General features: G+C 48.0%; 24 protein-coding genes. 19 read left to right on the plus strand and 5 right to left on the minus strand.

The features are described 5' to 3' along the window. Positions 1 to 94: 94 nt before the first annotated feature. Positions 95 to 1,318, plus strand: a complete 1,224-nt coding sequence (locus tag FQV43_RS01390) for a hypothetical protein (protein WP_146338335.1) — start codon at positions 95 to 97, stop codon at positions 1,316 to 1,318. On the opposite strand, the gene FQV43_RS01395 is transcribed toward FQV43_RS01390, so the two are convergent. Next, positions 1,315 to 2,055: a hypothetical protein gene (locus tag FQV43_RS01395; protein ID WP_146338337.1), complete on the minus strand. Its 741-nt coding sequence runs from the start codon at positions 2,053 to 2,055 to the stop codon at positions 1,315 to 1,317. The two genes, FQV43_RS01390 and FQV43_RS01395, sit on opposite strands and share 4 nt — an antisense overlap. 173 nt (positions 2,056 to 2,228) lie before the next feature. On the opposite strand from FQV43_RS01395, the gene FQV43_RS01400 reads away from it, so the two are divergent. Next, positions 2,229 to 3,407: an ATP-binding protein gene (locus tag FQV43_RS01400; protein WP_146338339.1), complete on the plus strand. Its 1,179-nt coding sequence runs from the start codon at positions 2,229 to 2,231 to the stop codon at positions 3,405 to 3,407. Between the two features lie 152 nt (positions 3,408 to 3,559). Here the strand turns inward: FQV43_RS01400 and FQV43_RS01405 are convergent, their stop codons facing one another. Further along, positions 3,560 to 4,036, minus strand: a complete 477-nt coding sequence (locus FQV43_RS01405) for an inorganic diphosphatase (protein WP_144273809.1) — start codon at positions 4,034 to 4,036, stop codon at positions 3,560 to 3,562. 66 nt (positions 4,037 to 4,102) lie between these two features. Between FQV43_RS01405 and dacB the strand changes: the two genes are divergently transcribed. The 12 genes from dacB to FQV43_RS01465 all read left to right on the plus strand — a co-directional run bounded on the left by dacB (position 4,103) and on the right by FQV43_RS01465 (position 15,308). Further along, on the plus strand, positions 4,103 to 5,437 hold the full coding sequence (gene dacB, locus FQV43_RS01410; protein WP_371710904.1) for a D-alanyl-D-alanine carboxypeptidase/D-alanyl-D-alanine-endopeptidase: 1,335 nt from the start codon (positions 4,103 to 4,105) through the stop codon (positions 5,435 to 5,437). 8 nt (positions 5,438 to 5,445) lie between these two features. Next, entirely contained in the window at positions 5,446 to 6,402 is a 957-nt protein-coding gene (gene tilS / locus FQV43_RS01415) for a tRNA lysidine(34) synthetase TilS (RefSeq protein WP_146338341.1), read from the plus strand. Positions 6,403 to 6,430: 28 nt separating this feature from the next. After that, positions 6,431 to 7,018 (plus strand): hypoxanthine phosphoribosyltransferase, encoded by a 588-nt coding sequence (gene hpt / locus FQV43_RS01420; RefSeq protein WP_144273811.1) that lies wholly within the window; start codon positions 6,431 to 6,433, stop codon positions 7,016 to 7,018. A gap of 187 nt (positions 7,019 to 7,205) precedes the next feature. After that, positions 7,206 to 9,566: an ATP-dependent zinc metalloprotease FtsH gene (gene ftsH / locus FQV43_RS01425; protein WP_146338343.1), complete on the plus strand. Its 2,361-nt coding sequence runs from the start codon at positions 7,206 to 7,208 to the stop codon at positions 9,564 to 9,566. Positions 9,567 to 9,575: 9 nt separating this feature from the next. Continuing rightward, the gene (gene folE, locus FQV43_RS01430) at positions 9,576 to 10,166 is read left to right on the plus strand and encodes a GTP cyclohydrolase I FolE (protein WP_146338345.1); all 591 of its coding nucleotides are present in this window, start codon (positions 9,576 to 9,578) and stop codon (positions 10,164 to 10,166) included. A gap of 46 nt (positions 10,167 to 10,212) precedes the next feature. Then, the gene (folP, locus tag FQV43_RS01435; protein WP_144274152.1) at positions 10,213 to 11,088 is read left to right on the plus strand and encodes a dihydropteroate synthase; all 876 of its coding nucleotides are present in this window, start codon (positions 10,213 to 10,215) and stop codon (positions 11,086 to 11,088) included. Between the two features lie 45 nt (positions 11,089 to 11,133). After that, positions 11,134 to 11,505: a dihydroneopterin aldolase gene (folB, locus tag FQV43_RS01440; RefSeq protein WP_144273814.1), complete on the plus strand. Its 372-nt coding sequence runs from the start codon at positions 11,134 to 11,136 to the stop codon at positions 11,503 to 11,505. Then, positions 11,505 to 12,059 (plus strand): 2-amino-4-hydroxy-6-hydroxymethyldihydropteridine diphosphokinase, encoded by a 555-nt coding sequence (gene folK, locus FQV43_RS01445; protein WP_185967199.1) that lies wholly within the window; start codon positions 11,505 to 11,507, stop codon positions 12,057 to 12,059. The genes folB and folK overlap by 1 nt, the downstream gene beginning before the upstream one ends. Further along, complete coding sequence (locus tag FQV43_RS01450) at positions 12,056 to 12,520, plus strand: DUF3180 domain-containing protein (RefSeq protein ID WP_146338347.1); 465 nt, start codon at positions 12,056 to 12,058, stop codon at positions 12,518 to 12,520. The genes folK and FQV43_RS01450 overlap by 4 nt, the downstream gene beginning before the upstream one ends. A gap of 168 nt (positions 12,521 to 12,688) precedes the next feature. Continuing rightward, positions 12,689 to 13,768 (plus strand): DUF6779 domain-containing protein, encoded by a 1,080-nt coding sequence (locus tag FQV43_RS01455; protein WP_371710929.1) that lies wholly within the window; start codon positions 12,689 to 12,691, stop codon positions 13,766 to 13,768. Then, positions 13,765 to 14,490, plus strand: a complete 726-nt coding sequence (locus FQV43_RS01460) for a hypothetical protein (RefSeq protein WP_146338351.1) — start codon at positions 13,765 to 13,767, stop codon at positions 14,488 to 14,490. Before FQV43_RS01455 ends, FQV43_RS01460 begins: the two co-directional genes overlap by 4 nt. Before the next feature lie 2 nt (positions 14,491 to 14,492). Beyond that, entirely contained in the window at positions 14,493 to 15,308 is an 816-nt protein-coding gene (locus FQV43_RS01465; protein WP_146338353.1) for a pantoate--beta-alanine ligase, read from the plus strand. An 8-nt stretch (positions 15,309 to 15,316) separates the two neighbouring features. On the opposite strand, the gene FQV43_RS01470 is transcribed toward FQV43_RS01465, so the two are convergent. Together FQV43_RS01470 and FQV43_RS01475 are read right to left on the minus strand one after the other, a co-directional pair. Next, positions 15,317 to 16,429 (minus strand): alpha/beta hydrolase, encoded by a 1,113-nt coding sequence (locus FQV43_RS01470; RefSeq protein WP_144273820.1) that lies wholly within the window; start codon positions 16,427 to 16,429, stop codon positions 15,317 to 15,319. Between the two features lie 121 nt (positions 16,430 to 16,550). Beyond that, positions 16,551 to 17,516, minus strand: a complete 966-nt coding sequence (locus FQV43_RS01475) for a carbohydrate kinase (protein ID WP_144273821.1) — start codon at positions 17,514 to 17,516, stop codon at positions 16,551 to 16,553. Between the two features lie 177 nt (positions 17,517 to 17,693). On the opposite strand from FQV43_RS01475, the gene lysS reads away from it, so the two are divergent. The 4 genes from lysS (at position 17,694) to FQV43_RS01495 (ending at position 23,302) form a co-directional block, all read left to right on the plus strand. Next, positions 17,694 to 19,274: a lysine--tRNA ligase gene (lysS, locus tag FQV43_RS01480; RefSeq protein WP_144273822.1), complete on the plus strand. Its 1,581-nt coding sequence runs from the start codon at positions 17,694 to 17,696 to the stop codon at positions 19,272 to 19,274. Positions 19,275 to 19,285: 11 nt separating this feature from the next. After that, positions 19,286 to 19,747 carry a DIP1984 family protein gene (locus FQV43_RS01485; RefSeq protein WP_144273823.1) on the plus strand — a complete coding sequence of 154 codons (462 nt, stop codon included), beginning with the start codon at positions 19,286 to 19,288 and terminating at the stop codon, positions 19,745 to 19,747. A gap of 586 nt (positions 19,748 to 20,333) precedes the next feature. Next, entirely contained in the window at positions 20,334 to 22,985 is a 2,652-nt protein-coding gene (locus tag FQV43_RS01490; protein WP_146338355.1) for an ATP-dependent Clp protease ATP-binding subunit, read from the plus strand. Between the two features lie 137 nt (positions 22,986 to 23,122). Next, positions 23,123 to 23,302, plus strand: a complete 180-nt coding sequence (locus tag FQV43_RS01495) for a DUF4236 domain-containing protein (protein ID WP_144274154.1) — start codon at positions 23,123 to 23,125, stop codon at positions 23,300 to 23,302. Positions 23,303 to 23,347: 45 nt separating this feature from the next. On the opposite strand, the gene FQV43_RS01500 is transcribed toward FQV43_RS01495, so the two are convergent. Beyond that, positions 23,348 to 24,220, minus strand: a complete 873-nt coding sequence (locus FQV43_RS01500; protein ID WP_146338357.1) for an A/G-specific adenine glycosylase — start codon at positions 24,218 to 24,220, stop codon at positions 23,348 to 23,350. A gap of 43 nt (positions 24,221 to 24,263) precedes the next feature. Here FQV43_RS01500 and FQV43_RS01505 point away from each other — a divergent pair, with 43 nt between their 5' ends. Continuing rightward, positions 24,264 to 24,881 carry a carbonic anhydrase gene (locus FQV43_RS01505; RefSeq protein ID WP_144273825.1) on the plus strand — a complete coding sequence of 206 codons (618 nt, stop codon included), beginning with the start codon at positions 24,264 to 24,266 and terminating at the stop codon, positions 24,879 to 24,881. Positions 24,882 to 24,912: the final 31 nt, after the last annotated feature.

Below are 24,912 nucleotides of genomic sequence, written 5' to 3' on the forward strand. Positions count from 1 at the left end.
ACTGTAAAGAACAATACGCTGACCACAATCACCGAAAAGGTTTACTGTTGATTTAATTGACAGTTTCCCTCGTGTAATTTGTGCTTTTCGGGCTATGATTCGTAATCAGAGTAGGGAAATCAGCATTGCGTCGCTTGTGCTGCTGGACGGTATCCAAACAACTGTTTTGATTATCGTTCTTCCCTTTGTCATATTCGGTAGCACTCACAGTCTGGAACTGTGGTTTCTTGGGGTAACTCCTATTAGTGCTGGATTTGCGTTGGGAATACTTGGCGCCCTCCTCGTCGGCAGACAAGTTGATAGGCGATCTGCACTGACCGTTCTTCAGGTTCTGCAAGTATTTCAAGCACTTTTCTTAGTAGGAACTATCGTCAGTGCACTTGCTGGACATTTTTTCGCACTTGCTCTTTTTGGAATGCTTGCACTGGCGTTTTCTCGTTCGGTTGGTCCAGCAAAAGACAAGATTCGATCCGAGTACATCAGTTCTGGGCGGCGGACTTTATTTAATGGTCAGATTCGTCGCTACTTTTTAGTTGCAAACGAAATTGCAGGTGCGCTGTGCACAATTACGATGACCATTATCCCATCACACTACTGGCCACTGCTGTTTCTCGTGTCTTTCGTTTGTACAGTCACGTCGATATCGGTTGCGGTATCTCTCAAGACGAAGTCGACTCAGCAAGTGATGGCGAGGTCATCCATGCCACAAAAGATCGGCAAAAATGTGCGGTTACCATTAGTAATGGGTCTGGTAGTGGTGGGTATTCTTGGGCTTTCGTCTGCTTTGCCTACGATAGGTCTTTCAGCATGGATCTCGACGAGGGATGTATTTGGCCCGTGGCTGGTCACCGTGGTTGGACTCATCGATCTTACAGTCGATTTCTTCTTCATTCGACTTTTGAGCACCACCCTTGAAAAGCGCCCAGAACTGTGGAAAATTATCCACCGAGTCGGTGGAACATTGATGATTTTCGCTATCCTGGGAACCACAGTAGCTGTCAATACAAAAGAACACATCTTACAGCTGGCGATATTATTATTCTCTATGGTTTGTGCAACACTCGTCTTTTCCATCTCAGCAATGTTGGCTATGGAGATACAATTTGGATTCGGTGCTCAAGAAAACCGTGGTCGGATTGCGTCTTACACGCGACTCAGTTCCGCAGTAGCGATGACCATAGCTGCATGGTTAACGCCCGGGGTTTTCCTTGGAAACTGGATGACCGTTACCATCTTGACATTAACGGGGGTGGTGCTTTTCCTGCTTCCCAGTAAGCTGATTACCGCATGGACATCCCTTTCTGATTCGTCACACTAGGAGTTCTTCTTTGATTGTGGTTTGATATGTTGCGCTTTGCGCTGTTGAAAAAATATCTGAATGAAAGCAAAAGCAAGCAGTGCAAAGAAAACCCAATTGGAGTATTTGTTTATCTGGTCGATTACCTCAAGCACAGCTTCGCCATGCTGATAACCAAAAAACGCCATCGCAGAATTGGTGATGAGCTTGCCGACGAATATCGCTGTCAGTACCAGTAAAAAAGGTACATGGAATACGCCAAGTAGCATGAGCAAAAGAGTAATCGGAATAGGGAGAACCGGTACAAAGGCAATAAGACACAGTCCCAACATAATGACGATAGACCGGGTACGTTTTTCTTCAGAACTGAGCACCGCTAAGAATTTCTTTGCGATCATTGACCCAGAGGCAGACTGTTTGATGAAATTCATTCCCCAACGTTTGCCGGCAAAAAACCATACAGGCAAAAATTTAATACCAAACACTGAGCTCAGCACAATGGGAAACAGAAGGGAAGTGTGATTTTTTCCAGCCTCTGCACCAAGAATCGTTGCCGAAATATAACCGCCATGCGTCATAGCATAAATCCACGGGTGATTGATGAGCCAGACTTTTGCTGGTAAAAGCGCCAAACTATAGATGAGTGTGAAAGCCATAACACCTAGCAAAATGGCATCATATTTACTGAAGTTTTCCCATATTTGCTCTGGGCTATTAGCATTCTTGGACTCGTGTGGTGCCTCGTGTCCCTCGGTCATGGGCGATTCCTTTGCAGGTTATAGGGGCTTTGCGGTGCCATGTTTAGACACTAATCGTGCCCTTGATTCTAACAAACATCATTTGAGGCATGACACCAAAGCGCAAGAGCAGTCTTTATACTTCTTTATATTTGGCTGAAATATAAAGAAGTATAAATGGTATAAAGATAGTTATGCAGACGAGTCCTTATACCCCTGGAACCATTGCTCACGATATTATCGGTCGCGATTCACAGATTGAACAGATCCAACAACAGTTGGCTTTACTGGCTACATTTCCTCGTTTCATGGGACGCATCGAGGTATATGTTGGTTCTCGTGGAGTGGGGAAGACATCACTTCTGCGTCGCGCGCAGCACTACGCAGAAGAATTAGGATTTCACACTGTATGGGTAACAGCAGGTGATAGCCCATTTATTGCAGAGGTGATTGCCTCATTGCAGAAATATATGCACGGATGGACGTCGCAAGCGGCAAAAGCTCTGAAAGTAATGTTGCAGTCTTTATCCGTTTCTATCGCAGGTATATCTTTTCACGGGGCTGGGGTAGGCGAGGAGACAAAGTCAGCTCATAATGTTGATGGCATTGCAACTGGTGGCTTGGGGAGGCAGCTGCAGGAGGTTTTAGAAAAAGCCTCAGAAGCAGCTAAAGCCCAGAAGAAAAAAGGATTAGCAATTTTTATCGACGAGATCCAGGCGGCTGATACTCAAGGGCTGCGTGCTTTTGCTTATGCCTGGCAGCATATGCAGTCTGAAGCCAAAGAGTTACCGATGATCGCTATGACTGCTGGTTTGTCGCACACACAAGATGTAATTACTGATGCAGTGAGTTTTGCAGAGCGATTCCGATACGTTCATTTAGATAATCTTTCCGCGGAAGATTCTAGGGAAGTGATTGAACGCCTAGCGATGAACAAAAATGTGCGTTGGGAAGAGCAAGCTGTGGCGAAAGCACTTAGCCATGCAGGCGGCTACCCCTATTTTCTCCAGCTTATCGGTGATTTAGCGTGGGAATATGCTGGAAATCCTGATCCAGGCGCAATGGTGCTTGAGACTCATGTCGATAAAGCACTCGTTGATTTTCAGACTTCTCGTGACGCATTTTTCCGAGCACGATGGATGAAAGCATCGGAAAAAGAAATAGAGCTTATGATCGCCATTGCCTCTCATAAACAGCAGCCAGTAAAGCGCTCCGACGTGGCTGCACAACTTGGCGTGCCAACGTCTGCAATTAGTATGGCTAGGCGTTCGCTCATGGATAAAGGTCTTATTGAATCCACAGCTCATGGGTATATGGAGTTTACTGCGCCTGGTTTTGCCCAGTACATCAGAACGATGGCAGGCACAGAGTAACACTCTTTATACTTCTTTATATTTGGCTGAAATATAAAGAAGTATAAAAGCCATTCAGTCGCAAAAATCCACCTACTGCATATTGTGGTGCGCACAGCACACAGCGCATAGTAGGTGGATTAGTGCTTTATGAGATTAAAACTCGGTTTAGGTTAAGCCTGGTAACGCTCAATAGCCTCAGCATGGATTTTTTCTGCTTCTGCTTTATCACCCCAGCCAGAACCAGTCACTTCCTTATTAGGCTCAAGATCCTTGTAGTGCACAAAGAAGTGCTCGATCTCATCTTTAAGGAATTGGCTGACATCGGAAATATCCTGGAGGTGCTCCCAGCGAGGATCGTCGATAACGCATAGGAGTTTATCGTCGCCACCTGCTTCATCAGTCATCTTGAATACGCCAAGTGGTCGAGCCTTAACGATAACACCTGGGAAAACTGGTTCCGGAAGAATGACCAGTGCGTCGAGTGGATCGCCATCTTCACCGAGAGTGTGATCAATGAACCCATAGTCGAGTGGGTATGCCATAGGGGTAAAGAGATAACGGTCGAGGTACACTTTTCCGCTCTCGTGGTCTACTTCGTATTTATTGCGAGATCCCTTTGGAATCTCAACAGTGATCTCAAGGCTCATGCGAACTCCTTCAATAACTTTTAATGAATACCACCAAAGATAATAGTCTATCTAGTTTGTCGTTTCATGCCCCAGTTTTGTGCAGAACACGTTACTCTTGTGATGATGAGCGGGATCAAAAGCACAAAGAAATGGTGGATGGCGACAGGTCTAACAACCGTATTGGTAGCCGGAGGGCTTGGCGCCGGTGCGCTCTATAATCACAATCTCCGCTTATATCATGACCCTGCTCCCACAGCGGCACCACCTGCCCGTGCTGCTACTACCTGGGATAATAACGCGCAAATAGTAGTGGATAACGCAGCTTTGACTGCCAAAGTAGAACAATTATTAGCAGATCCAGCGCTAGGGATTTCTGGGGCGTATATCGTCGATACTGCAACTAATGAGTCGCTTATCAATAAAGATGCTGGTACCGCATTGCGTCCTGCATCCTCCACAAAAGTGCTCACTGCTGCAGCAAGTTTATTAGAGAAAAACATCACAGATACACTTACGACGAACGTCTATCGCATTGATAATGCAACCGTTGTTATCAAAGCAAGTGGTGACGTCTGGTTTAACGCCCAGCGCGTCGACCAGCTAGCTGCAGATATTGTTGCTGCTGTGCCAGAGGTAGATACGGTGCTGGTGGATACATCGGTATGGCAAGCACCGGCTTTTGCTCAGAGTTGGGATCCGGTAGATATAGACGCTGGCTATATCGCCCCAATGGAACCAATAATGCTGTATGGTGCCAGGATTGATGCCACCGAGGGAGACGTACCGCGAAGCCATAGCCCCGCACTCGACGTAGCTGCTGCCATTGCTCAACGTGTCGGGGCGACGCATTATGACATTGCTGGTGACTATAGCGTGGCAGCCGAGCAGCCCATAGCAAGCAGTCAATCGCCGACACTGGAGTGGCGGCTTACCCAGATGATGACCAACTCAGACAATGTGATGGCGGAGGCAATCGCTCGAGAATTAGATCCGCAGAACCCGGCACAACATACTCTTGATGTGCTAAAAAACGCTGGTTTTAACACTGAAGAAGTAGCACTATTTGATAATTCTGGGTTATCTGACCGCAATCGGATTACACCACAATTATTGGGTGAGATTATGGCTGCCGCAGTACACGCAGACCAATCAGCTAATACAGCGCAGTTGAGTGCGTTAATTAGCACTCTGCCAGTTGCCGGTGGCACAGGTACATTAGCTACACGGTATAACGAACAAGCAGGTCGGGGCTGGGTGCGCGCCAAAACTGGTACGCTGAGTGCTACTTCTGCTTTAGCTGGTGTAGTACCCAGTGATAATGGACATATTTATGCTTTTGGGATTATCTCAAATGATTCAGATATTCAAGCTGCTAGGGGAGCGCTAGACCTGGTGGCCTCAGCATTAAAGCAAGGGTAACACCGCGTATGGTTACTCCATTTTGGCCACGCAAGTCTCCACATTTCCTTCGATTACGTCGTGCTGTACGTGCAGTTGCTGGGGATCCTGTGATCGGTTTATCTGGGGGTGCAGATTCTTTAGCACTTGTTGCCGCTGCTATTGCCGAGAATCGATGCGTTCATGCAGTCATTATTGATCACGCTTTGCAGCCTGGTTCTGCCGAAATCGCTCGACGCAGTGCCGAACGCGCAGCACATCTTGGTGCTACAACACAGATCATCACGGTAACAGTACCGCAGGGAAATATCGAGGCAATGGCACGGAAAGTGCGTTATGCAGCTTTGCACGAGATAGCACGCCAGTACGGCAGAGCGCTATGGGTAGGGCACACGATGGATGATCAGGCAGAAACTTTCTTATTATCTGCATTGCGTGGTCATGCAACTGGCATGGTGATTGATAAAGAAAATGAGAATCTTAAGCGTCCATTCTTACAGGTAAGGCGCCAAGATACTCGCATGGCCTGCCAAGAACTCGGACTTGAGTATTGGGATGATCCAATGAATGACGATACTCGATTCCTACGCGTTGCTCTGCGCACAGAAATTTTGCCTCATATCGCCCAGTACACCCATAGTGATCCGGTGATTGCTTTTGCTCAAGCTGCTGAGAATATAGCAGCTCAGCAGCATTATATTGATAGCGCTGCTGGTGCAGCAGATGGCCTAAAGAGTCTTGCTATTGCTGAATTGGCAGCATTGGATCAGGCAGTGCGTCGACAGCGAATTATTGCATTTTTGCATGAGCATGAGACAAAGGTTACGGCTGCTGCTACCACGGCGATTGAGCAGCTTATTATCAATTGGCATGGACAAGGTGGGGTAGCAGTTGGTGGAAATAAGCAGTACAGGTTGGAAGTCGTGCGCAAAAATGGCAAACTTTTGATAGAACAAAAATTTAATGGAACGAAAAGCCAACAATAGGGCAACAATAGGGAAGGCGCAGTAGCTCATGCATGACAAGAAGAACTTTGATGTTCCAGCACATCGCTATGGTGATGACGTGGAAGCAGTGCTCATTACTGAAGAAGAACTGCAAACACGTATCCAACAACTTGCTGATAAAGTTTCCGAAAAATATAAGGACGCTGAAGACGATCTAGTCTTAGTATGTATCCTCAAAGGTGCTGTGTTTTTCATTACTGACTTTGCACGTGCATTGTCTATCCCCTCACAGTGCGAGTTCATGGCAGTAAGTTCCTATGGAAACTCTGTTTCTTCCTCTGGCGTCGTGCGTATTCTCAAAGATCTCGATCGTGATATTGAAGGGCGCGATGTGCTCATCGTCGAAGATATTATCGACTCTGGTCTTACCCTGTCATGGCTGATTCGCAATCTGAAGAACCGCAAACCAAAGTCGCTAGAAATTGTGAGTTTGTTGCGTAAACCAGAGGCGGTAACTGCCAAAGTAGATTTGCTCGATGTGGGCTTTGACATTCCTAATGAGTTCGTGATCGGCTATGGTCTTGACTTCGCAGAGCGCTACCGTGACCTGCCATTCGTGGGTACCCTGCACCCACGACTCTACCCAGAGGCATAATACTCATAAACCAGCTTATCGACGCCCGGAGAGAAAATTTTTTCTTCGGGAACGTTTTTCTATTGTCGATACGTTAGAGATACATAAGCCTTTGCGCCTTTTGCGCTTGGGTGCCTAATAAACTTTAAGTCTAAGAGCCAAAACTGAGAAAGGACGCCTCGCGTTAGTCGCGCTGGTGCAATACTGCATGAAAAAAAATAAGATAATTCGATTTGGTGCAATCGCAGCTCTTATCCTGGTTGGTCTTTATCTCATTACCCTATTTAGCAGTGACACTAGAGGGTACAAAGAGGTAGACACCTCGGTGGCGATTACCCAATTAGACAAAAACAATGTTGCTCAGGCTGAGATCGACGATCGCGAACAGCGACTAAAGCTCACTCTTAAAGAAGGCATCTCGTATGAGGGCGCAGATGATCTCAAAGAGATCATGGCAAAGTATCCAGCGCGCAGCTCGGCAGATATTTTCCAAAAAGTGGAATCTGCGCAGGCAGATAAATACACGACCAATGTCACCCAAGACAGTTTCTTGATGTCCATGCTGGGCTATATTTTGCCAGTGGTTATTGTCTTTGGGCTCATCATGTTCATGTTCTCTCGGATGCAGGGCGGCGGAATGTTTGGGTTTGCTGCTAGTCGCGCCAAGGAACTAACCAAAGATATGCCAACCAATACCTTTGCTGACGTTGCTGGTGCAGATGAAGCCGTCGACGAGCTGCATGAAATCAAAGACTTTTTGCAAGATCCTACGCGCTATGAAGAATTAGGCGCAAAAATACCTCGCGGTGTTTTGCTCTATGGTCCACCGGGTACTGGTAAAACGCTATTAGCACGTGCAGTTGCTGGTGAAGCAGGGGTGCCATTCTACTCCATTTCTGGTTCAGATTTTGTGGAGATGTTTGTTGGTGTGGGTGCTTCTCGTGTTCGTGATTTGTTCAAGCAAGCACGCGAAAACAGCCCTTGTATCATTTTCGTCGACGAGATTGATGCCGTGGGTCGTCAGCGTGGTTCTGGAATGGGCGGCGGTCATGATGAGCGCGAACAAACCTTGAACCAATTGCTCGTGGAAATGGATGGTTTTGGCGACCGCGAGGGCGTTATTCTTATGGCGGCAACGAACCGCCCAGATATTCTTGACCCTGCGCTCTTGCGTCCAGGTCGTTTTGATCGACAAATACCTGTAGGAAACCCAGACCTTAAAGGTAGAGAACAGATTTTGCAGGTTCATGCCAAAGGTAAACCTTTTGCTCAAGATGCTGACCTCAAAGCACTTGCCCGACGCACCCCTGGTATGTCAGGTGCGGATTTGGCGAATGTTCTCAATGAAGCAGCACTGCTTACTGCACGTATCGGCGGCAATGTGATTACTGCTGATGCTTTAGAAGAAGCAACTGACCGCGTTATCGGTGGCCCTCGACGCTCATCCAAAGTCATTTCTGAAAAAGAAAAGAAAATCACTGCCTACCATGAAGGTGGACATACTCTGGCTGCGTGGGCGCTGGCTAATATCGAGCGCGTCTATAAGGTAACCATTCTGGCTCGAGGTCGCACAGGTGGTCATGCCATGACTGCTCCAGAAGACGATAAAGGTATGTATAACCGCGATGAACTCTATGCTCGTTTAGTATTTGCAATGGGTGGTCGCGCTGCAGAGGAACTCGTCTTTGGCGAACCAACCACAGGGGCGTCGGCAGATATTGAGATGGCGACGAAAACTGCCAAAGCAATGCTCACTGAGTATGGCATGAGTCCTACCTTGGGAATGGTGAAGTATGGTGAAGAACAAGGTGACCCATTCAGTGGTCGTGGTGGTCAAGGTACCTTAGAGTATTCACCAGCAACAGCGGCACAAATCGACCAAGAGATGAAGTATCTCATGGATAAAGCTCATGAGCACGCTTATCAGATTTTGGCGGAACATCGTGATTATCTTGATAAACTTGCTGAAAAACTCTTGGAGAAAGAAACCCTGCGCCGTCCTGACTTAGAAGCGCTCTTTGAGGGTATTACTCCGCGTGAAGTAGGAGATGTATTCCCAGATGAGGATGCTCGTTTCCCACGCCAAGCAGGTCGGGAGCCAGTACAAACTCCTACCGAGCGCGCATTAGAACGTGGCGAGGAACCACCAAAACCTTTTAGTTTGCTAGAAGCCTCAAAGGCAGCCCGTGCAAAGCGCGCCGCAGAGTTGGAAGCTCAACAAAAAAACACGCAACAGAATCCTCCTGCACCAGGTGGGTCTGCTGCACAACAGGTAGCTCCACCACAGTCACCACAGTATGGGGGAACACCACCGCCACAAGGATGGGTAGTTCCTGGTAACGCTCAGCAACCGCAACAACCACAGGCGCAGCAAGCACCAGCTCCAGCACGCCCTCTTGGTGCAGCTAATAATGAGCAGCCCGCGCAGGAACAACAAGCTCAGACCCCAGTGCCACCGGAAAAAGAAATTGGTTTCCGGTTGCCAGAAAATGAGCGCACTGAACACTCATGGGATAGCGTCGAAAAGCATGATGATTCTGCAGATGCTAAGCCACAGGGCGACAACTAAGGACTATTGATGACTGTTGAGGCACAAGGTACCCAAGGGTTTGACCGCGCACGAGCAGAAGCCGCTATTAGAGAACTGCTCATTGCCGTTGGGGAAAATCCTGACCGTGATGGTTTGCAAGAAACTCCTGCGCGAGTGGCACGCGCCTACGAGGAGGTTTTTGCTGGTCTAAGAGTTGATCCGACCACAGTTTTAGAGAAAACTTTTGCAGAGGATCATCGAGAATTAGTCTTGGTGCGCGACATTCCCATTTACTCCACCTGCGAACACCATTTAGTTCCATTTTTTGGCAAGGCGCATATCGGATACATCCCAGGTGAATCTGGCAAAGTTACTGGGTTGAGTAAATTAGCGCGTTTAGTGGATCTCTATGCTAAACGCCCGCAGGTACAAGAACGCCTCACCACACAAGTAGCAGACGCATTAGTCGAAAAATTACAGGCACATTCAGTAATCGTTGTGATTGAATGTGAACATCTGTGCATGGCTATGCGCGGTATTCGTAAGCCAGGTGCACGTACAACCACCTCGGCGGTAAGAGGCGGGTTCCAAAAAAATGCAGCTTCTCGTGCAGAAGCATTGAGTTTGTTAAAAAACTAATTGTTTATCATTTAAGGAATACACCGTGCCTGATACGCAGCCAGATATGCATGATCCGATCTTTGGCATTGCGACGACTCCCGCACAGCGCTGCTTAGTGATGGGGATCGTTAACGTGACCAAGGATTCCTTTTCAGATGGCGGAAAATATCTCGATATTGACGCAGCTATCAAACATGCACATGAATTAGTTGCTGCTGGGGCAGACATTATCGACGTGGGGGGCGAATCAACCCGACCAGGTGCTACACGAGTAGACGCACAAGAAGAACAACAACGAGTAGTGCCAGTAATCCAAGCCCTTGCACAAGAAGGCATCATTACTTCAGTAGACACCATGCGCGCACAGGTAGCTGCAGCTGCGGCAGAGGCTGGGGTACACATGATTAACGATGTATCTGGTGGTTTAGCAGACACGCATATGTACCGCGTTATGGCAGATACTGGATTGCCCGTGTGCCTAATGCACTGGAAAACAGTACGATTTGGTGATGCAGCTGGGCGTGCCATACATGAGGGCGGAGTGGTAGCAGACGTACATACTACCTTGCGCAGATTGGTTGATAATGCACTAGCTGCTGGTGTCAAAGCCGACGCAATTACTCTTGATCCTGGTCTGGGCTTTGCAAAAACAGCGGAGGATAATTGGCAGTTACTTCATGCTCTGCCTGAGTTTATCGCTGGCGATTATCCGATTCTTGTGGGCGCTTCTCGAAAAAGGTTTTTGGCACAGATTCGTGCTGAACGTGGCGTCGGGGGCGAGGCGCAGCAAGATATTGCAAGTACCACTGATCCTGCCACAGCTGCTGTGACTGCTATTGCCGCACAGATGGGGGCATGGTGTGTTCGTGTTCATGATGTGGCACCTTCACGTGACGCAGTTGATGTTGCCGCGCGATGGCGTCAGGCAGATACCTCTTAATATGCGTAATATGCGATAGAGCAGCGACAATAAGGAGAAACTTAAGTGGATCGAATCGAATTACGCGGATTGCAGGCACAAGGCTTTCACGGGGTCTTTGAGCATGAAAAACGCGAAGGTCAAACCTTTGTAGTGGATGTGGTGTGCTGGGTAGATTTAGCACGTGCTGCTCATAGTGATGACCTTGCAGATACCATAAACTACGCGCGGATTGCTTCGATTGCTCACGAGGTTATTACCGGTCAAGCATATGATTTGATTGAAAAAGTAGCCGGCACTATTGCAGATAATCTCATGGGTGAGTTTCTCATTTTAGATAAGGTAGAAGTAAGCGTGCATAAACCCCAAGCACCAATTCCACTCGATTTTGCCGATGTGGCAGTTGTGATACAACGAGAACGGAATACCCACTCATGATTCGAGCAGTGCTATCCCTTGGCTCCAATATGGAAGACCGCTATGGGCATCTCGAGAGTGTTTATCAGCACTTTCGCCAGGAGCTGGTATGTGCCTCGCGCATTTATAGCACACCCGCGTGGGGAGTGACGGATCAGAGTGATTTTCTCAATGCAATTATGATTGTTGAAGTTGCACAGACAGCACGAGAGCTTTTACATCGTTGTCAAGAACTTGAGCAGCACGCTAAACGACGACGTACCCAACATTGGGGACCACGTACTCTCGATATTGATCTGATTCAAGTTACCGATGTAGACACACGGCACTATGTCTATAGTGACGATGAAGAATTAGTATTGCCTCATCCTTGGGCAGCCCAGCGCGCATTTGTGATTGTGCCCTGGTATGAACTTGATCCCGAAGCTCATCTTGCGCAGCGCCCTTTGCGTGAGATCATCGCACAATTACGTAGCAGCGCACCAGAGGATATGGCTGCCATAACACCATGCGCGTATTTCGCCAGTGAAGAACCTCAGAAAGAATCTAGGGAATCTAGGGAGTCGGACAGATGAAAAGAACGCCCATTGCTAATCTGATTGCAACAGCAGTATTTTGTGCTTTGGCTTCTTTTATCGTCGTTATGCGCTTTTATGGCGTGATGAGTAATATCCCCGTGTCAGTGGCACTTATGCTATGGACGATGGCGACCCTATGCGCATTATTAGCTCTTAAAGTTCGCAAAAAAATTCAGCAGCAAGAAATAGGGCTCGATCGTAGTCAATTAAATCCACTCAATGTAGCGCAATGCATGGTCGTCGGGAAGGCTTCTGCTTGGACAGGGGCAATTTTCTCCGGGTTCTATGCTGGGATTAGTGCATATGCATTATTGCGCTATACCCAATTGGCTGCGGCGCAAGAAGATATGCCTCGCGCAATTATTACCATGTGTGGTGCCCTGGCGATGGCAGTAGCAGGGGTATTTTTGGAGAAAAGCTGCTCAGTGCCGCCACCGCATGATGCAGAACCTGCATAAAAGAACAATGAAGAATAATAAAGCGCAATGACGTAGCCGCGACTGGTCGAAGGCAGTGAGGCTTTTTGCCGTGGCAGCTTACCTTGATTCTCGTAGTGGGGTATTTTGGTTTTTATGAGTGAGCACAATGCTGAACAAAATAAGGGTACAGGTAGCATCGTCACTGACATGGAATCGGGTAATTCTCTCGCCAATACGTCGGTTGATCGTGGTCAATTCCTGCTGAGTATCCTTGTTGTTTTGGCATTGATCGCCAGTGTTATCATGCTTTTTACTGGCGACGCTGGCGCCTTAAAATTAGCGCTCTTAGCCGCATTATGGTCTGCTGTGATCGGGTTCTTTCTCACAATTCGTTATCGTGGGCAAGTAGAACGCTCTCGCCTAGAATTAGAGCGTCAACGCGTGGAGCATGATAAGCAGCTAGAACAAGCGCAGAAAAATCTGGAAGTTACGCAGGCTCACATGGAGCGTGACATTGAGAAGAAGCTGCACGATCAAGAGACAGCTGCCCTGGCGCAGATTAAACAGCAGCTTGCGGAACTAAAACAACAGCTCGAGTACCTTACCGGGCATAGTATTGTAGAGCCAACGATGTTGCGTGCCAAAGCACAGCGGATTCGAGAGATTGAAAAACCAGAGGGCGCAATAGCCGCCGAATCCACCGATTCTGCCGAATCTCCAGAAGCGACGCAACAAGGCGTAGCCACACCGATCCATGCTGCTACATCGCATAATGCGCCGCTAGCGTCGCAGCAGGAAAGAAAGAATGTTGTTTCTGCGGTAACTGCTGAGAATAAAAAGCAGAATAATGCGCTCGACGAGACACTCGTGCTTGGTGTCGTTAAGGATACGGATGCGCATACAACCTCAGGAAGTGAACCACAGAGCCAGCGCACAAACCTGAAAGCCACCACAAAGGCTCATATTGCTATTGAGGGGCGTCGAGAGCCAAAGAATCCTTATGCGTTCGATAAGACTCGTCCTGCTTTTGATACTGGTTCTTTTGCGCAGGTACCGTGGACGCCACCTCAGCGCCCTGCGGCTTCTGAGACAGTACCCAGTGCATCTGCTACGCCTAGTGCGCCAAGTACACAATCGGGCAGTGCCCGAGTAGCTGAGCCTGGGGTGCAAGAATCGGGTTATCAGGGTCGGCATGGTAAACGGCGACAGGATGAGCATAGTCAGGCTATTTCTGTTGCTGATTTACTCAAGCGAAAAGCTCAAGAAAATTCTAAGGATAATTCATGAGCGAACAGCGCCCGCCGCAGATGAATGTCGCCATCCTTGGCGCACCTGATATTCATATGGCAGGTCTAGAACTGGGTGAATTCTTCGCTAGCGAAGGTCACCACATTGACTATCATCCAACACTGACCGACCACAGTAATTTTGACTTGATAATTCTCAGTCCCAGCGACCCAGGGCAGCTACCAGATCTCGTAGCTCAGTGCACAGAATGTATCAGGTTTGGCACTATTGTTATGCACACCAGTGTGTGCCATGATCGGGATATCTTAGCGCCACTACAAAATTATGGCGCTGTGATTATGTCAGTTACACCAGTGTTTTTTCATTGGATTGTGCATACAGTTGATGATGAGTTATGTACGGCAATAGGTGAATTATTATTTCCCAACATCGTCGAGTACATACGTCCTGACATTGGTACTAGCCCCCGCGAAGTTGCAGAACATATTGCGCTAGCAACGCTATATGGCTTTTTAGAAGTGACCGTATCTCCCTTGAGTCTAGCGGGTATGGATACGTCGTGGCTGGGGTCAACACCATTATGGCGAATTGAGCAATTCCTGTACCCGGAAATTTTGGATTCCCTCCTGGAACTTTTACCTGACACATATCATCAAAAGATATTGCGCATGGCTGTTGCCCGTTATGTGGAGCAAAATAACCAGAATATGTATGGAGAAAGGTTGTCGCGTCTTCAATTGTGGGTTAAGGAGTGGGAATAACAATGGCTTTTGTATTTGGTGCGGCACAAACTTTTAGCGACCCACAGCATATTTCCATGTGCGCCCGAGTGTTTGCCAAACAAGGACGTCCTGTGGTGTTTGTCCCCCTAGGTAAAGCACTTCATGCTGGTCATCGTGCACTTATTCGTGCAGCTAAAACCATTCCTGGCGCTGTAGTCTTTGTCAGTATCACAAGTGATGATACTCAAGATCATGAGCTATTGAGAGAAGAAAAAGTTGATGTAGTGTTTCGCTTTTCGACGGATACTCTCTGGGAAAATGGACTGCGCACAATGATACGCGTTACTCATGATTGCTTAGAGCCTCGCGTCGAGTTAGAAACTGGGCTTACTAGCATAGTGACGTTGCTGAACATTATTCGCCCTAGCGATATTTTTTTGGGAGAAAAAGACTATGAATTGCTGTTGCTGGTTCAACGCATGATTAGTGATTTTCATCTCGGGGTAAAGGTTCATTCAATTCCCATTGTGCGTACTCATGAGGGAGTTGCGATGTCTTTGCGTAATGCTGCTGTTGCAGAATCGGAGCGAGCTAAAGTTTTGGCGCTTTCTGCCGCGCTTACTGCGGGTGCTCATGTTGCAGAGCAAGGCAAGGAAGCGATTATTCGTGCGTGCGAAGATGTACTTGCTGCAGCAGGGGTAACACCAGAGTATGTGCAGTTGCGTTCAGTTTCTTTTGGGGATGCACCAGACACTGGCGACGGCAGACTCCTAGTTGCAGCTGTCGTCGCCGGGGTGCGTCTGTTAGATAATGTAGGGGTGCCCATTGGGATTGGGTTTAGAAACCTCGACCAATAGGCACATTTTTAGTGCTTGGCTAGCCAGTCAATAACCTTGTCCATTGCTTCATGCTTGGCAGGTTCATTGAATACCTCGTGCATTTGGTTTTCCCAGTACACCAATTCCTTATCGGTAGAGGCAATGCTGTTGTACCAGTCTTTTGCAAAGTAGCTAGGCACAATGCCATCTTTGGTGCCGTGGGTAATCAAGGTTGGGGTGGTGAAGTTCTGCGCATTAACGCCGTCGTATAGTGCAGCAAAAACCATTTGCTGTGCCATACCTATGGATAGTTTTTTATTGACCAAAGGATCGGTTTGATATTGTGCAGTCACAGCTGGGTCACTTGCGACGCCGTCGGTAAATGCGTTAGGTACTTGCAGTTGATCGGTCAATGGTGCAGATGCCCAGTGGAAATTGATTGCACCTGGAATAAGCCCAGTCAGTGCTTGAGTATTAACTGGGGTAGTGGTCAAAAGGTCAAGGGGGAGGCGCTCGGAAAGAGTGGGACCGAGTGCTTTTTGAGCTTCGGACATATCGCGCGGAGTGATGGTATTGCCGGAGTCTTTGCGACCGGAGAAATTAAGCGGAGTGCCACCACCATTGCTGATGATTCCTGCTACTTCACCGTTGTATTTGATGCCATAGAATTGCGCTGCCAGCGCTCCCATAGAGTGCCCAAGCATATATGTTTTTACTTCTGGGTGCTGTGCCTTTGCTTTTTGCACTACTTGGTTGATGTCATCGACGAGGAAGTGGAAATCGTCGATGTGGCCGCGTACTACTTGGTTGCCAAGCTCTGGTAGGGCAGATTTGCCGTGTCCACGGTGGTCGAGACGATACACATTGTAGCCAGCTGCAAGCAAGCGATCGGCAACGTAGTCATAGCGACCAGAGTGTTCAGCTGCACCATGAACGACGACGACATTACCTTTGGCACCTGGGATGGTTTGTGACTTCCAGTAGATGCGGGTGCCTTTATTGTCGGTACTGGTGAGGTAGCCTTCTTCTGTGCGTGCGTTAATGGCTACTGCGGTGCTGCCAGTAATATCTGCTGCTTGAGCGGGAATATCTGCATATGCCATGCTGCCAGTTGTGGCGGCGGCGAGGGCTATGCTTAGGATCTTCTTGCGAATATGCATATTTCCTCCAAAACACTATTTCTGGTTTTCTGTCCAGATGTTTGTCAGGATAGCCTTATATGCGGAGAGTATGCAAGATCGCTTAATGGTGGGTGTAGTGCGCTGGGTCACATAGGCATGATTATCTTTCCATGAACTCTAAGACTTCCTGGCGGGTTGGCGGTTGTGCGCCAGTACGGGAACAAGTAATTGCAGCAGCATATGCCGCATATGAGGCGATTTCGGTCCATACATTGATGTCAAAGATGTCAAGAATGTCACAGGTACCCCGTGGTGATCCTGCTGGGATTCTACGATCCAGTTCTGCTAACAATGCCCCCATGACAGTATCGCCGGCACCAATCGTATCTGAAACGGTAATTGTCGGTGCAGGCACCGTCACTGCTGTAGCCTCTAGGTCTGCCGATGTTTGGTTGATAATAACTTCAAGCCCACCTGCACCATGTGTGATTACAGTGATGGGCGTGCGCGGATGTCCAAGGAATTCATCTTCCTCAGCAGATAATTTGAGTAGGGTAACGTCGTCAAGCAATGATAATAAAAACTCACGGTGCTCTGGGGTGGCATAAAAAGAACGGATATTAGGGTCGAGCGCTATGAAAGTACCCTGTGCAGCTAGGTTTTTAAGTAACTTACTATAGCGGCTAGCACCTGGTTCTAAAGCAAGCGATACAGTACCGAAACAAGCAATGTCAGTGTCAAGGTGTGTGGGAGGGGTAACAAAACGATCCGCTGTCTGCTCTAAGTAAAAGGAATACTGCGCGCTACCATCTGCGCCAATGCTGCTCAACGCCAAGGATGTGGGAAGGTCACTGCGTGTTACATAGTGGGTATTTACGCCCTCTTTGTTGAGAGTATCTACCAAGGCTTGTCCAAAAGGGTCGGTAGATAGTTGCGATAAGAATTGAGTGCGTGCCCCCATGCGGCTAGCGGCTATGGCTACATTAAACGGGCCGCCTCCTGGAACTGGTTGTAAAGCGGCTAAACTTCCACCGCTATCCTGGCTCATAGTGTGCTCAGATTTTTGTGTTTTATCTGTATGTTGAGGTACGAGATCAATAAGGCCTTCGCCGCAAACAGTAATCATGGCATCCTATTCTAGCTATGTCAGTTATGTCGGCTGTGTCGGCCAGGTCAGAGAACGGCCATAGCGCAGGTGAATTCCTACTTTCGTGCCTATTTCATGCCAAAATGAGTCTTCTTTTTGCAGAAAATAAACCTGTGGTTATACGCGAAAAGAGTTCTTCGACTACCCTTGAAAGACGTGACTGATGTAAAAAAGACTCCACAGGCAGCTGAGCAACCAGAACAGGTAAGAATTAGGAAGCAAAAGCGGCAAACGCTTATCGACGCAGGCCATGATCCCTACCCAGTTGAGGTCGATCGCACTACGTCGATTAAGGAGCTACGTCAGCGTTTCATTGTGCTAGGTGAAGACGAGCAACCAGGCACTGATCCTGGGGTAACTTACCTCAATATCGGGGAAGAAACAGACCAAGAAGTAGCAATTGCTGGTCGTGTCCTTTTTGTGCGCAATACCGGAAAACTCTGTTTCGCGGCGCTCCAGGAAGGCGATGGCACCCATATTCAAGCCATGATTTCGCTCAATGGGGTAGGTGAGCAGTCGTTGGCGGATTGGAAAGCTAATGTAGACCTTGGCGATATAGTCTCGGTGCGCGGTAAGGTTATTTCCTCCAAGCGTGGTGAGCTTTCCGTATTGGCAAGCAGCTGGCACATGGCGTCGAAAGCACTCCGACCATTGCCAGTGGCGTTCGTGGATATGAATGAAGACACGCGTGTTCGTCAGCGCTATACCGATCTCATTATGCGTGAACAGGCGCGCACCAATGCTCTTACTCGCATTAAAGTCATGCGTGCTTTGCGACGTTATCTCGAAGACCAAGGGTTCTTAGAGGTAGAAACCCCCATGTTGCAGACTTTGCATGGTGGAGCTGCTGCGCGCCCCTTTATTACACACTCAAATGCGCTTGATATGGACTTATACCTGCGTATCGCGCCAGAGCTTTACCTCAAGCGTTGTGTGGTTGGTGGGCTTGAACGTGTTTTTGAGGTGAATCGTAATTTCCGCAATGAGGGAGTGGATTCTTCCCATAGTCCAGAATTTGCCATGCTCGAAACATATCAAGCATGGGGTACTTATGACGATTGCGCTGCAATGATCCAAAACCTCATTCAATCTGTTGCGCAGGAAGTTTTTGGCAGCACTACAGTAACGCTTGCCGACGGCACTACCTATGATTTTGGTGGGCAGTGGAAAACAATTGAAATGTATCCTTCGCTCAATGAGGCGCTTGCCCGCAAATACCCAGGGCAACCGGAGGTAACTATTGACTCTACTGTGGAAGAACTCAAAGAGATTGCAGCGGTTATCGGATTAAAAGTGCCTGCTGATGGTGGTTGGGGGCATGGAAAGCTCGTCGAAGAAATTTGGGAAGTATTGTGCGAGGATCAACTTTATGGTCCGATTTTCGTGCGCAATTTCCCTGTGGAGACATCTCCACTGACTCGCCAGCATAGGCAACAAGCAGGTGTTACTGAGAAGTGGGATCTGTATGTTCGTGGTTTTGAGCTGGCAACTGGTTATTCTGAGCTGGTAGACCCAGTTGTACAGCGTGAACGGTTTGAGGATCAGGCGCGTCTTGCTGCTGGTGGTGATGATGAGGCAATGGTGCTTGATGAGGACTTCCTGGCCGCAATGGAACAGGGTATGCCACCGACAGCCGGAACAGGTATGGGTATTGATCGCCTGCTTATGGCACTGACTGGATTAGGAATTAGAGAAACAGTGCTTTTCCCAATCGTAAAACCGGAAAAGACCTCGTAAGGAGATAACATATGTTGCTTGCTGAAGCACTTGCAGATCGAGCAGAATCTCAGAACCATCTTAAAAAATTGGCAGAACGCCTTGTGGTAGTTGCTCGTGTTCAAGATGGTGATGTGCCCGAGGAAGATCCACGGAAGCTGCTGGAAGATGCGCAACGACTTTTCGAGCATATTGAGGATTTAGTGCGTCGCATCAATGCGACTAATGCAGCTACGCCTTTCGACGAAAATCTCACGCTTACTGATGCCATTGCCAAGCGTGACTCTGCTTTGCAGCAGCGTCGTTTCTACACGCAATTGGCAGATGCGGCAACGCGTCGTCAAGATCGCTATAGCCGTTCTGAGATTAAGTTTATTGCGACGATGGACGTCGCGTGGTTGCGTACACAGGCTGATCAAGCCTCTAAGGAATATCGTTTGTTGGACACTAAAATCCAACAGCTCAATTGGAATACAGAGCTAATCGAGCTATAACGCAAGAACAAGTTGGTAGTTCTTATGTGGCTTGTGGGTTCTTTTTGGTGTGTATTGGCCGGACCTTCACGGTAGACAGAAGGATCATGGCGCCTTCTAGCGAGTGTTGAAGGCCGTAAGGTTCGAATCCTTACCTGCACAGAAATTCGCTATATGGTGCACATGTTATTGCCGAAAGGCGTCACTGTTATAGTTCACCACCGCAATACAAGAAAAAGTAATCCATGTGGTCGCTAGGGATGAGGGTTGGGTCAGGGGATCTTGTTCTTTTCTGAGAATCATCGGCGGCACGAATTCTCGTGCGCACGGAAGCACCTGCCATGAGTCAGGTGGCTTTCATGACGCAATAGTGGCACCACACCAAGTGGGGTTTAGTATTGGCGATTTTTGCATTTTTCTCGAGTGTTCGCTACTGGCGTACAATCAGATATATGCCTCTCTAGCTGCTATTATTCCTTCATTTTTTCTCTGTTCGGGCAAATACTTCTCCTTAGTGCAATGAATTAGTCCCCAAGGGCGTTAGAGTAGGTGCATTAACGTTATATGAATAAAAATTGTATTAGCTACATTCAAGGGGAAGTAGATAATGTTTGAGAGATTTACCGACCGTGCTCGTCGCGTTATTGTGTTGGCACAGGAAGAAGCTCGTGGCTTAAACCATAATTACATCGGTACAGAGCATATTTTGCTTGGGCTCATTCACGAGGGTGAAGGTGTCGCTGCTAAAGCATTAGAGTCAATGGGTATTTCCCTTGAAGCAGTCCGTCAGGAAGTAGAAGAGATTATTGGTCATGGTGCTGAACCACCAGTTGGGCATATTCCTTTTACCACCCGAGCTAAGAAGGTATTGGAGCTTTCTTTGCGCGAAGGGCTACAGATGGGGCATAAGTACATCGGTACTGAGTTCCTTTTGCTTGGGCTTATCCGTGAGGGGGAGGGTGTTGCTGCCCAGGTTTTGGTCAAGCTCGGTGCTGATTTGCCGCGTGTGCGCCAGCAAGTTATTCAGTTGCTTTCTGGTTATGAAGGGGGGCAAAGCAGTCCAGAAAATCGCGATAATGGCGAAGCAGTCGGTGCCGGTGCGGGCGCTGGTCGAGGTGGGCGCTCAGGTGGCGTCGGGGAGCGTTCTAACTCTTTAGTTCTTGATCAATTTGGCCGTAACCTTACTCAAGCTGCCAAAGACGGCAAACTTGATCCAGTAGTAGGTCGGGATCAAGAAATTGAACGTATCATGCAGGTGCTTAGTCGTCGTACTAAGAATAACCCCGTGCTTATCGGTGAGCCTGGTGTAGGTAAAACAGCCGTAGTTGAAGGTTTGGCACTTGCTATTGTCAATGGTAAAGTTCCCGAGACTTTGCGGGAAAAGCAGCTTTATTCTCTCGACTTAGGTTCTTTGGTTGCAGGTTCTCGTTATCGCGGTGATTTCGAGGAACGTCTCAAGAAGGTTCTCAAGGAAATCCACCAGCGTGGTGACATCATCCTCTTTATCGACGAGATCCACACCCTTGTTGGTGCTGGTGCTGCCGAGGGAGCTATTGACGCTGCTAGTTTGCTTAAACCCAAGTTGGCGCGTGGTGAACTACAGACCATTGGTGCTACTACTTTGGATGAGTATCGCAAGCATATTGAAAAAGATGCAGCATTAGAGCGTCGTTTCCAACCAGTGCAAGTGCCTGAGCCTTCAGTAGAGCACACCATTGAAATTCTTAAAGGTTTACGTGATCGCTATGAGGCACATCATCGGGTTTCTATTACCGATGGGGCGTTGGCTGCGGCGGCACGTCTTTCAGATCGTTATATCAATGATCGTTTCTTGCCTGATAAAGCTGTTGATCTTATTGATGAAGCAGGTGCAAGAATGCGCATTAAGCGTATGACAGCCCCTGATAGTATTCGCAAAGTTGAGGATCGCATTGCGGAAGTACGTCGTCAGAAAGAAGCAGCTATTGACGAGCAAGATTTCGAGAAAGCAGCTGCTTTGCGTGATCAAGAGCGCAAATTAGGCGAAGAGCGTGCGGAAAAAGAAAAGCAGTGGCGAGCTGGTGAACTAGATGATATTGCTGAAGTAGGCGAGGAACAGATTGCTGAGGTACTTGGCAATTGGACTGGTATCCCAGTGTTCAAGCTCACCGAGGAAGAGTCCTCTCGACTACTTCGCATGGAAGATGAACTACACAAACGTATCATCGGTCAAGATGATGCTGTGAAAGCAGTTTCTCGAGCTATTCGACGCACTCGCGCAGGTCTTAAAGATCCACGTCGTCCTTCTGGTTCGTTCATCTTTGCTGGCCCATCTGGAGTTGGTAAGACTGAGCTTTCTAAAGCACTGGCAAACTTCCTCTTTGGTGACGATGATGCTTTGATCCAAGTTGATATGAGCGAGTTCCATGATCGCTTCACTGCAACTCGTCTTTTCGGATCCCCTCCAGGTTATGTGGGGCATGAAGAAGGCGGACAACTCACTGAGAAAGTACGCCGCAAGCCATTTTCTGTGGTGCTTTTCGACGAAATCGAAAAGGCACATAAAGAGATTTACAACAGTTTGTTGCAGGTTCTAGAAGATGGTCGCTTGACTGATGGTCAGGGTCGTTTGGTGGACTTTAAGAACACAGTCATTATCTTTACGTCTAATCTTGGTACCAAAGATATTTCTAAGGCTGTGGGCATGGGCTTTAGTAATGTTGGCGAGCAAGATGAAGCAGGGCAATATGAGCGCATGAAACAAAAAGTTCATGATGAGCTCAAGAAGCATTTCCGCCCTGAGTTCCTCAACCGTATCGATGATGTTGTGGTATTCCATCAGCTTAATCAGGAGCAGATTGTACAGATGGTTGATTTGCTCATTGCTCGTGTGGATAAGGCACTGCAGCAAAAGGATATGAGTATTGAGCTCAGTGCTAAGGCTAAGAATTTGCTGGCTAAGCGTGGTTTCGATCCAGTGTTGGGTGCTCGACCATTGCGTCGTACTATTCAGCGTGAGATTGAAGACACCCTCTCGGAGAAGATCCTCTTTGGTGAGTTTGGCGCCGGTGAGATCATTCATGTTGATGTCGAAGGCTGGGATGGTGAATCCGCACAAGCTAAGGATCTAGAAAAAGCAACCTTTAGCTTTAGTGCACAGCCAAAACCATTGCCTGGTGAGCCAGATTTATCTGCAGTGCAGCAAGCTCAGCAGTCAGTTATTGATGCGGCAGATGATGAGGATTTGGTTCCCGAATCTGACACGTCTGATGCTGAATAAGAAGAAAATATAATCTATAGCGACTCATGCTGTGTGCGTGGGTCGCATTTTTTCTATAGCATCTTCTGTAGGTACGTTGGTGCTGTTATTGCGGATGCATTGTGCGTCTGATCCTAGAAAAAGAAAGTAGAAAAACCGTGGGACTCATTTTCCGAAAAAGAAAAAATATCGACAAGGATAGCTGGATCAATCTCTCTGGCTCAGGTGCGTCGATGAGTAAGCGTATTGGCCCAGTTACCTTTAATAGCCGTGGTGGTTTTTCAGTACGTCTACCAGGTGGATTAAATTATCGCGGTCGTTGGAAGAAGAATAAATAAAAACTGGCGCAATCAAAAGCAGAAGCGTCGAGAAGTATTGGCAAGCTAGTGCGGTAGTTGGAAAGTTCCTGCAGGAGTTTTCTCGGCTAGTCCATCGTCGAGTAGCGAATTGAGCGCGCGTTCTCGTTGCACGGAATCTGGCCACACGAGGTCAATGTGTTCTTTTGTCACAGGCTGTGTGCTTTCTCGTAATAGCGCCATAATTTTGCCTCGAACTTGGCGATCTGTCCCCACGAATTTCTGGACTCGCTTTTTTGCTTGGGCTAGTTCGTGTTCGCTAGGTGCGGGACAACCGGCGCGGTGCCACGCACACATGGCTGTAATCGGGCATTGGTCGCATTGCGGTTTTGGAGTGCATACGAGGGCGCCAAGCTCCATAAATGCTACTGAAAACTCTGGGCCATTGTGTTCGGGTAGGAGCTGTTGCATATCTGCTAACTCTGCTTTTCGGGCTCCTTGGGCTAAGAACTGCCCCTTGATAAGACGTGCATATACTCGGCGTACATTCGTATCAACTACCGCAACATTATGCCCGAAAGCAAAAGCAGCGACAGCTCGCGCTGTATAGTCACCGATTCCTGGTAGTGCTAGCAGTTGCTCCACATCTTGTGGTACATGACCATCATGCTTTTCGACGATCATTTGTGCGCATTCTTTTAGCCGCAATGCTCTACGCGGGTATCCTAAGTTTGCCCATGCGCGAAGGATTTGTGCATTATCGGCGGTAGCTAATGCCGCAGGTGTAGGCCAAGTGTGTATCCATTTTTGCCATAGCGGTTCGACACGGGCAACAGGAGTTTGTTGGCTCATTACTTCGCTGAGTAGAATACCCCAAGGGCTGGTGTGAGGAGTGCGCCAGATAATTTTCCGCGCATTCTGTGCGAACCACTCTAATAAAATCTTATGCAAGTTTTCCATAAATAATTTTCTTTTCATGTTAGTTTAGTGGAATAATTACACCATGACTGGTGAAAACACCCGTGATCCTCAAGCAGTTTGGGAATCACTCCTAGAGGGAAATAAGCGGTTTTCTTCTGGAAATCCTACGCGCCCAAATCAAGATGTAGAACGTCGTTTAGCGCTTACGCGAGGGCAAAGTCCACGTGTTGCGGTTTTTACCTGCGGAGATTCACGCGTGCCCGCAGAGATTCTCTTCGATCATGGTCTTGGAGATCTTTTTGTTGTACGTACTGCCGGGGAGGTTGTGGATTCTGGGGTTATGGCATCATTAGAGTTTGCAGTTCTTGGTTTGGGTGTTGAAGTGTTGGTTGTGTTGGGGCATGAGTCTTGTGGTGCGGTAAAAGTCACCGCAGATGTGCTCGATGGTGCGGAAGTGCCAGGAGGGCACCAACGCACATTGGTGGAACAGATTGCGCCATCAATTTTGGAGGCGCGGAGTAAAGGAGTGGCTGATAGTGCTGATTTTGAGCGTTATCATGCAGCGGCTACGGCAAAGCGCATTTTGCAAACTTCACCTGCAATTAATAAGGCGGTAAAGCGCGGTCATACTGCCATTATTGCTGCTCTTTACCGAATGAGTGATGGTGCGGTAGAAACAGTTTCTGCCCTTGGGATTTAGACACACCGTCGTATTTCCCATTCTCTACTTG

Origin of the sequence: Corynebacterium sp. sy039, from assembly GCF_007904105.1 — a bacterium.
GTDB lineage: Bacteria > Actinomycetota > Actinomycetes > Mycobacteriales > Mycobacteriaceae > Corynebacterium.

Bases quoted from the DNA above. Each gene is read 5' to 3' on its own strand.
- FQV43_RS01390 (WP_146338335.1), top strand. From the start codon at position 95: ATGATTCGTAATCAGAGTAGGGAAATCAGCATTGCGTCGCTTGTGCTG.
- FQV43_RS01395 (WP_146338337.1), bottom strand. From the start codon at position 2,055: ATGACCGAGGGACACGAGGCACCACACGAGTCCAAGAATGCTAATAGC.
- FQV43_RS01400 (WP_146338339.1), top strand. From the start codon at position 2,229: ATGCAGACGAGTCCTTATACCCCTGGAACCATTGCTCACGATATTATC.
- FQV43_RS01405 (WP_144273809.1), bottom strand. From the start codon at position 4,036: ATGAGCCTTGAGATCACTGTTGAGATTCCAAAGGGATCTCGCAATAAA.
- dacB (WP_371710904.1), top strand. From the start codon at position 4,103: ATGCCCCAGTTTTGTGCAGAACACGTTACTCTTGTGATGATGAGCGGG.
- tilS (WP_146338341.1), top strand. From the start codon at position 5,446: ATGGTTACTCCATTTTGGCCACGCAAGTCTCCACATTTCCTTCGATTA.
- hpt (WP_144273811.1), top strand. From the start codon at position 6,431: ATGCATGACAAGAAGAACTTTGATGTTCCAGCACATCGCTATGGTGAT.
- ftsH (WP_146338343.1), top strand. From the start codon at position 7,206: ATGAAAAAAAATAAGATAATTCGATTTGGTGCAATCGCAGCTCTTATC.
- folE (WP_146338345.1), top strand. From the start codon at position 9,576: ATGACTGTTGAGGCACAAGGTACCCAAGGGTTTGACCGCGCACGAGCA.
- folP (WP_144274152.1), top strand. From the start codon at position 10,213: ATGCATGATCCGATCTTTGGCATTGCGACGACTCCCGCACAGCGCTGC.
- FQV43_RS01450 (WP_146338347.1), top strand. From the start codon at position 12,056: ATGAAAAGAACGCCCATTGCTAATCTGATTGCAACAGCAGTATTTTGT.
- FQV43_RS01455 (WP_371710929.1), top strand. From the start codon at position 12,689: ATGGAATCGGGTAATTCTCTCGCCAATACGTCGGTTGATCGTGGTCAA.
- FQV43_RS01460 (WP_146338351.1), top strand. From the start codon at position 13,765: ATGAGCGAACAGCGCCCGCCGCAGATGAATGTCGCCATCCTTGGCGCA.
- FQV43_RS01465 (WP_146338353.1), top strand. From the start codon at position 14,493: ATGGCTTTTGTATTTGGTGCGGCACAAACTTTTAGCGACCCACAGCAT.
- FQV43_RS01470 (WP_144273820.1), bottom strand. From the start codon at position 16,429: ATGCATATTCGCAAGAAGATCCTAAGCATAGCCCTCGCCGCCGCCACA.
- FQV43_RS01475 (WP_144273821.1), bottom strand. From the start codon at position 17,516: ATGATTACTGTTTGCGGCGAAGGCCTTATTGATCTCGTACCTCAACAT.
- FQV43_RS01485 (WP_144273823.1), top strand. From the start codon at position 19,286: ATGTTGCTTGCTGAAGCACTTGCAGATCGAGCAGAATCTCAGAACCAT.
- FQV43_RS01490 (WP_146338355.1), top strand. From the start codon at position 20,334: ATGTTTGAGAGATTTACCGACCGTGCTCGTCGCGTTATTGTGTTGGCA.
- FQV43_RS01500 (WP_146338357.1), bottom strand. From the start codon at position 24,220: ATGGAAAACTTGCATAAGATTTTATTAGAGTGGTTCGCACAGAATGCG.
- FQV43_RS01505 (WP_144273825.1), top strand. From the start codon at position 24,264: ATGACTGGTGAAAACACCCGTGATCCTCAAGCAGTTTGGGAATCACTC.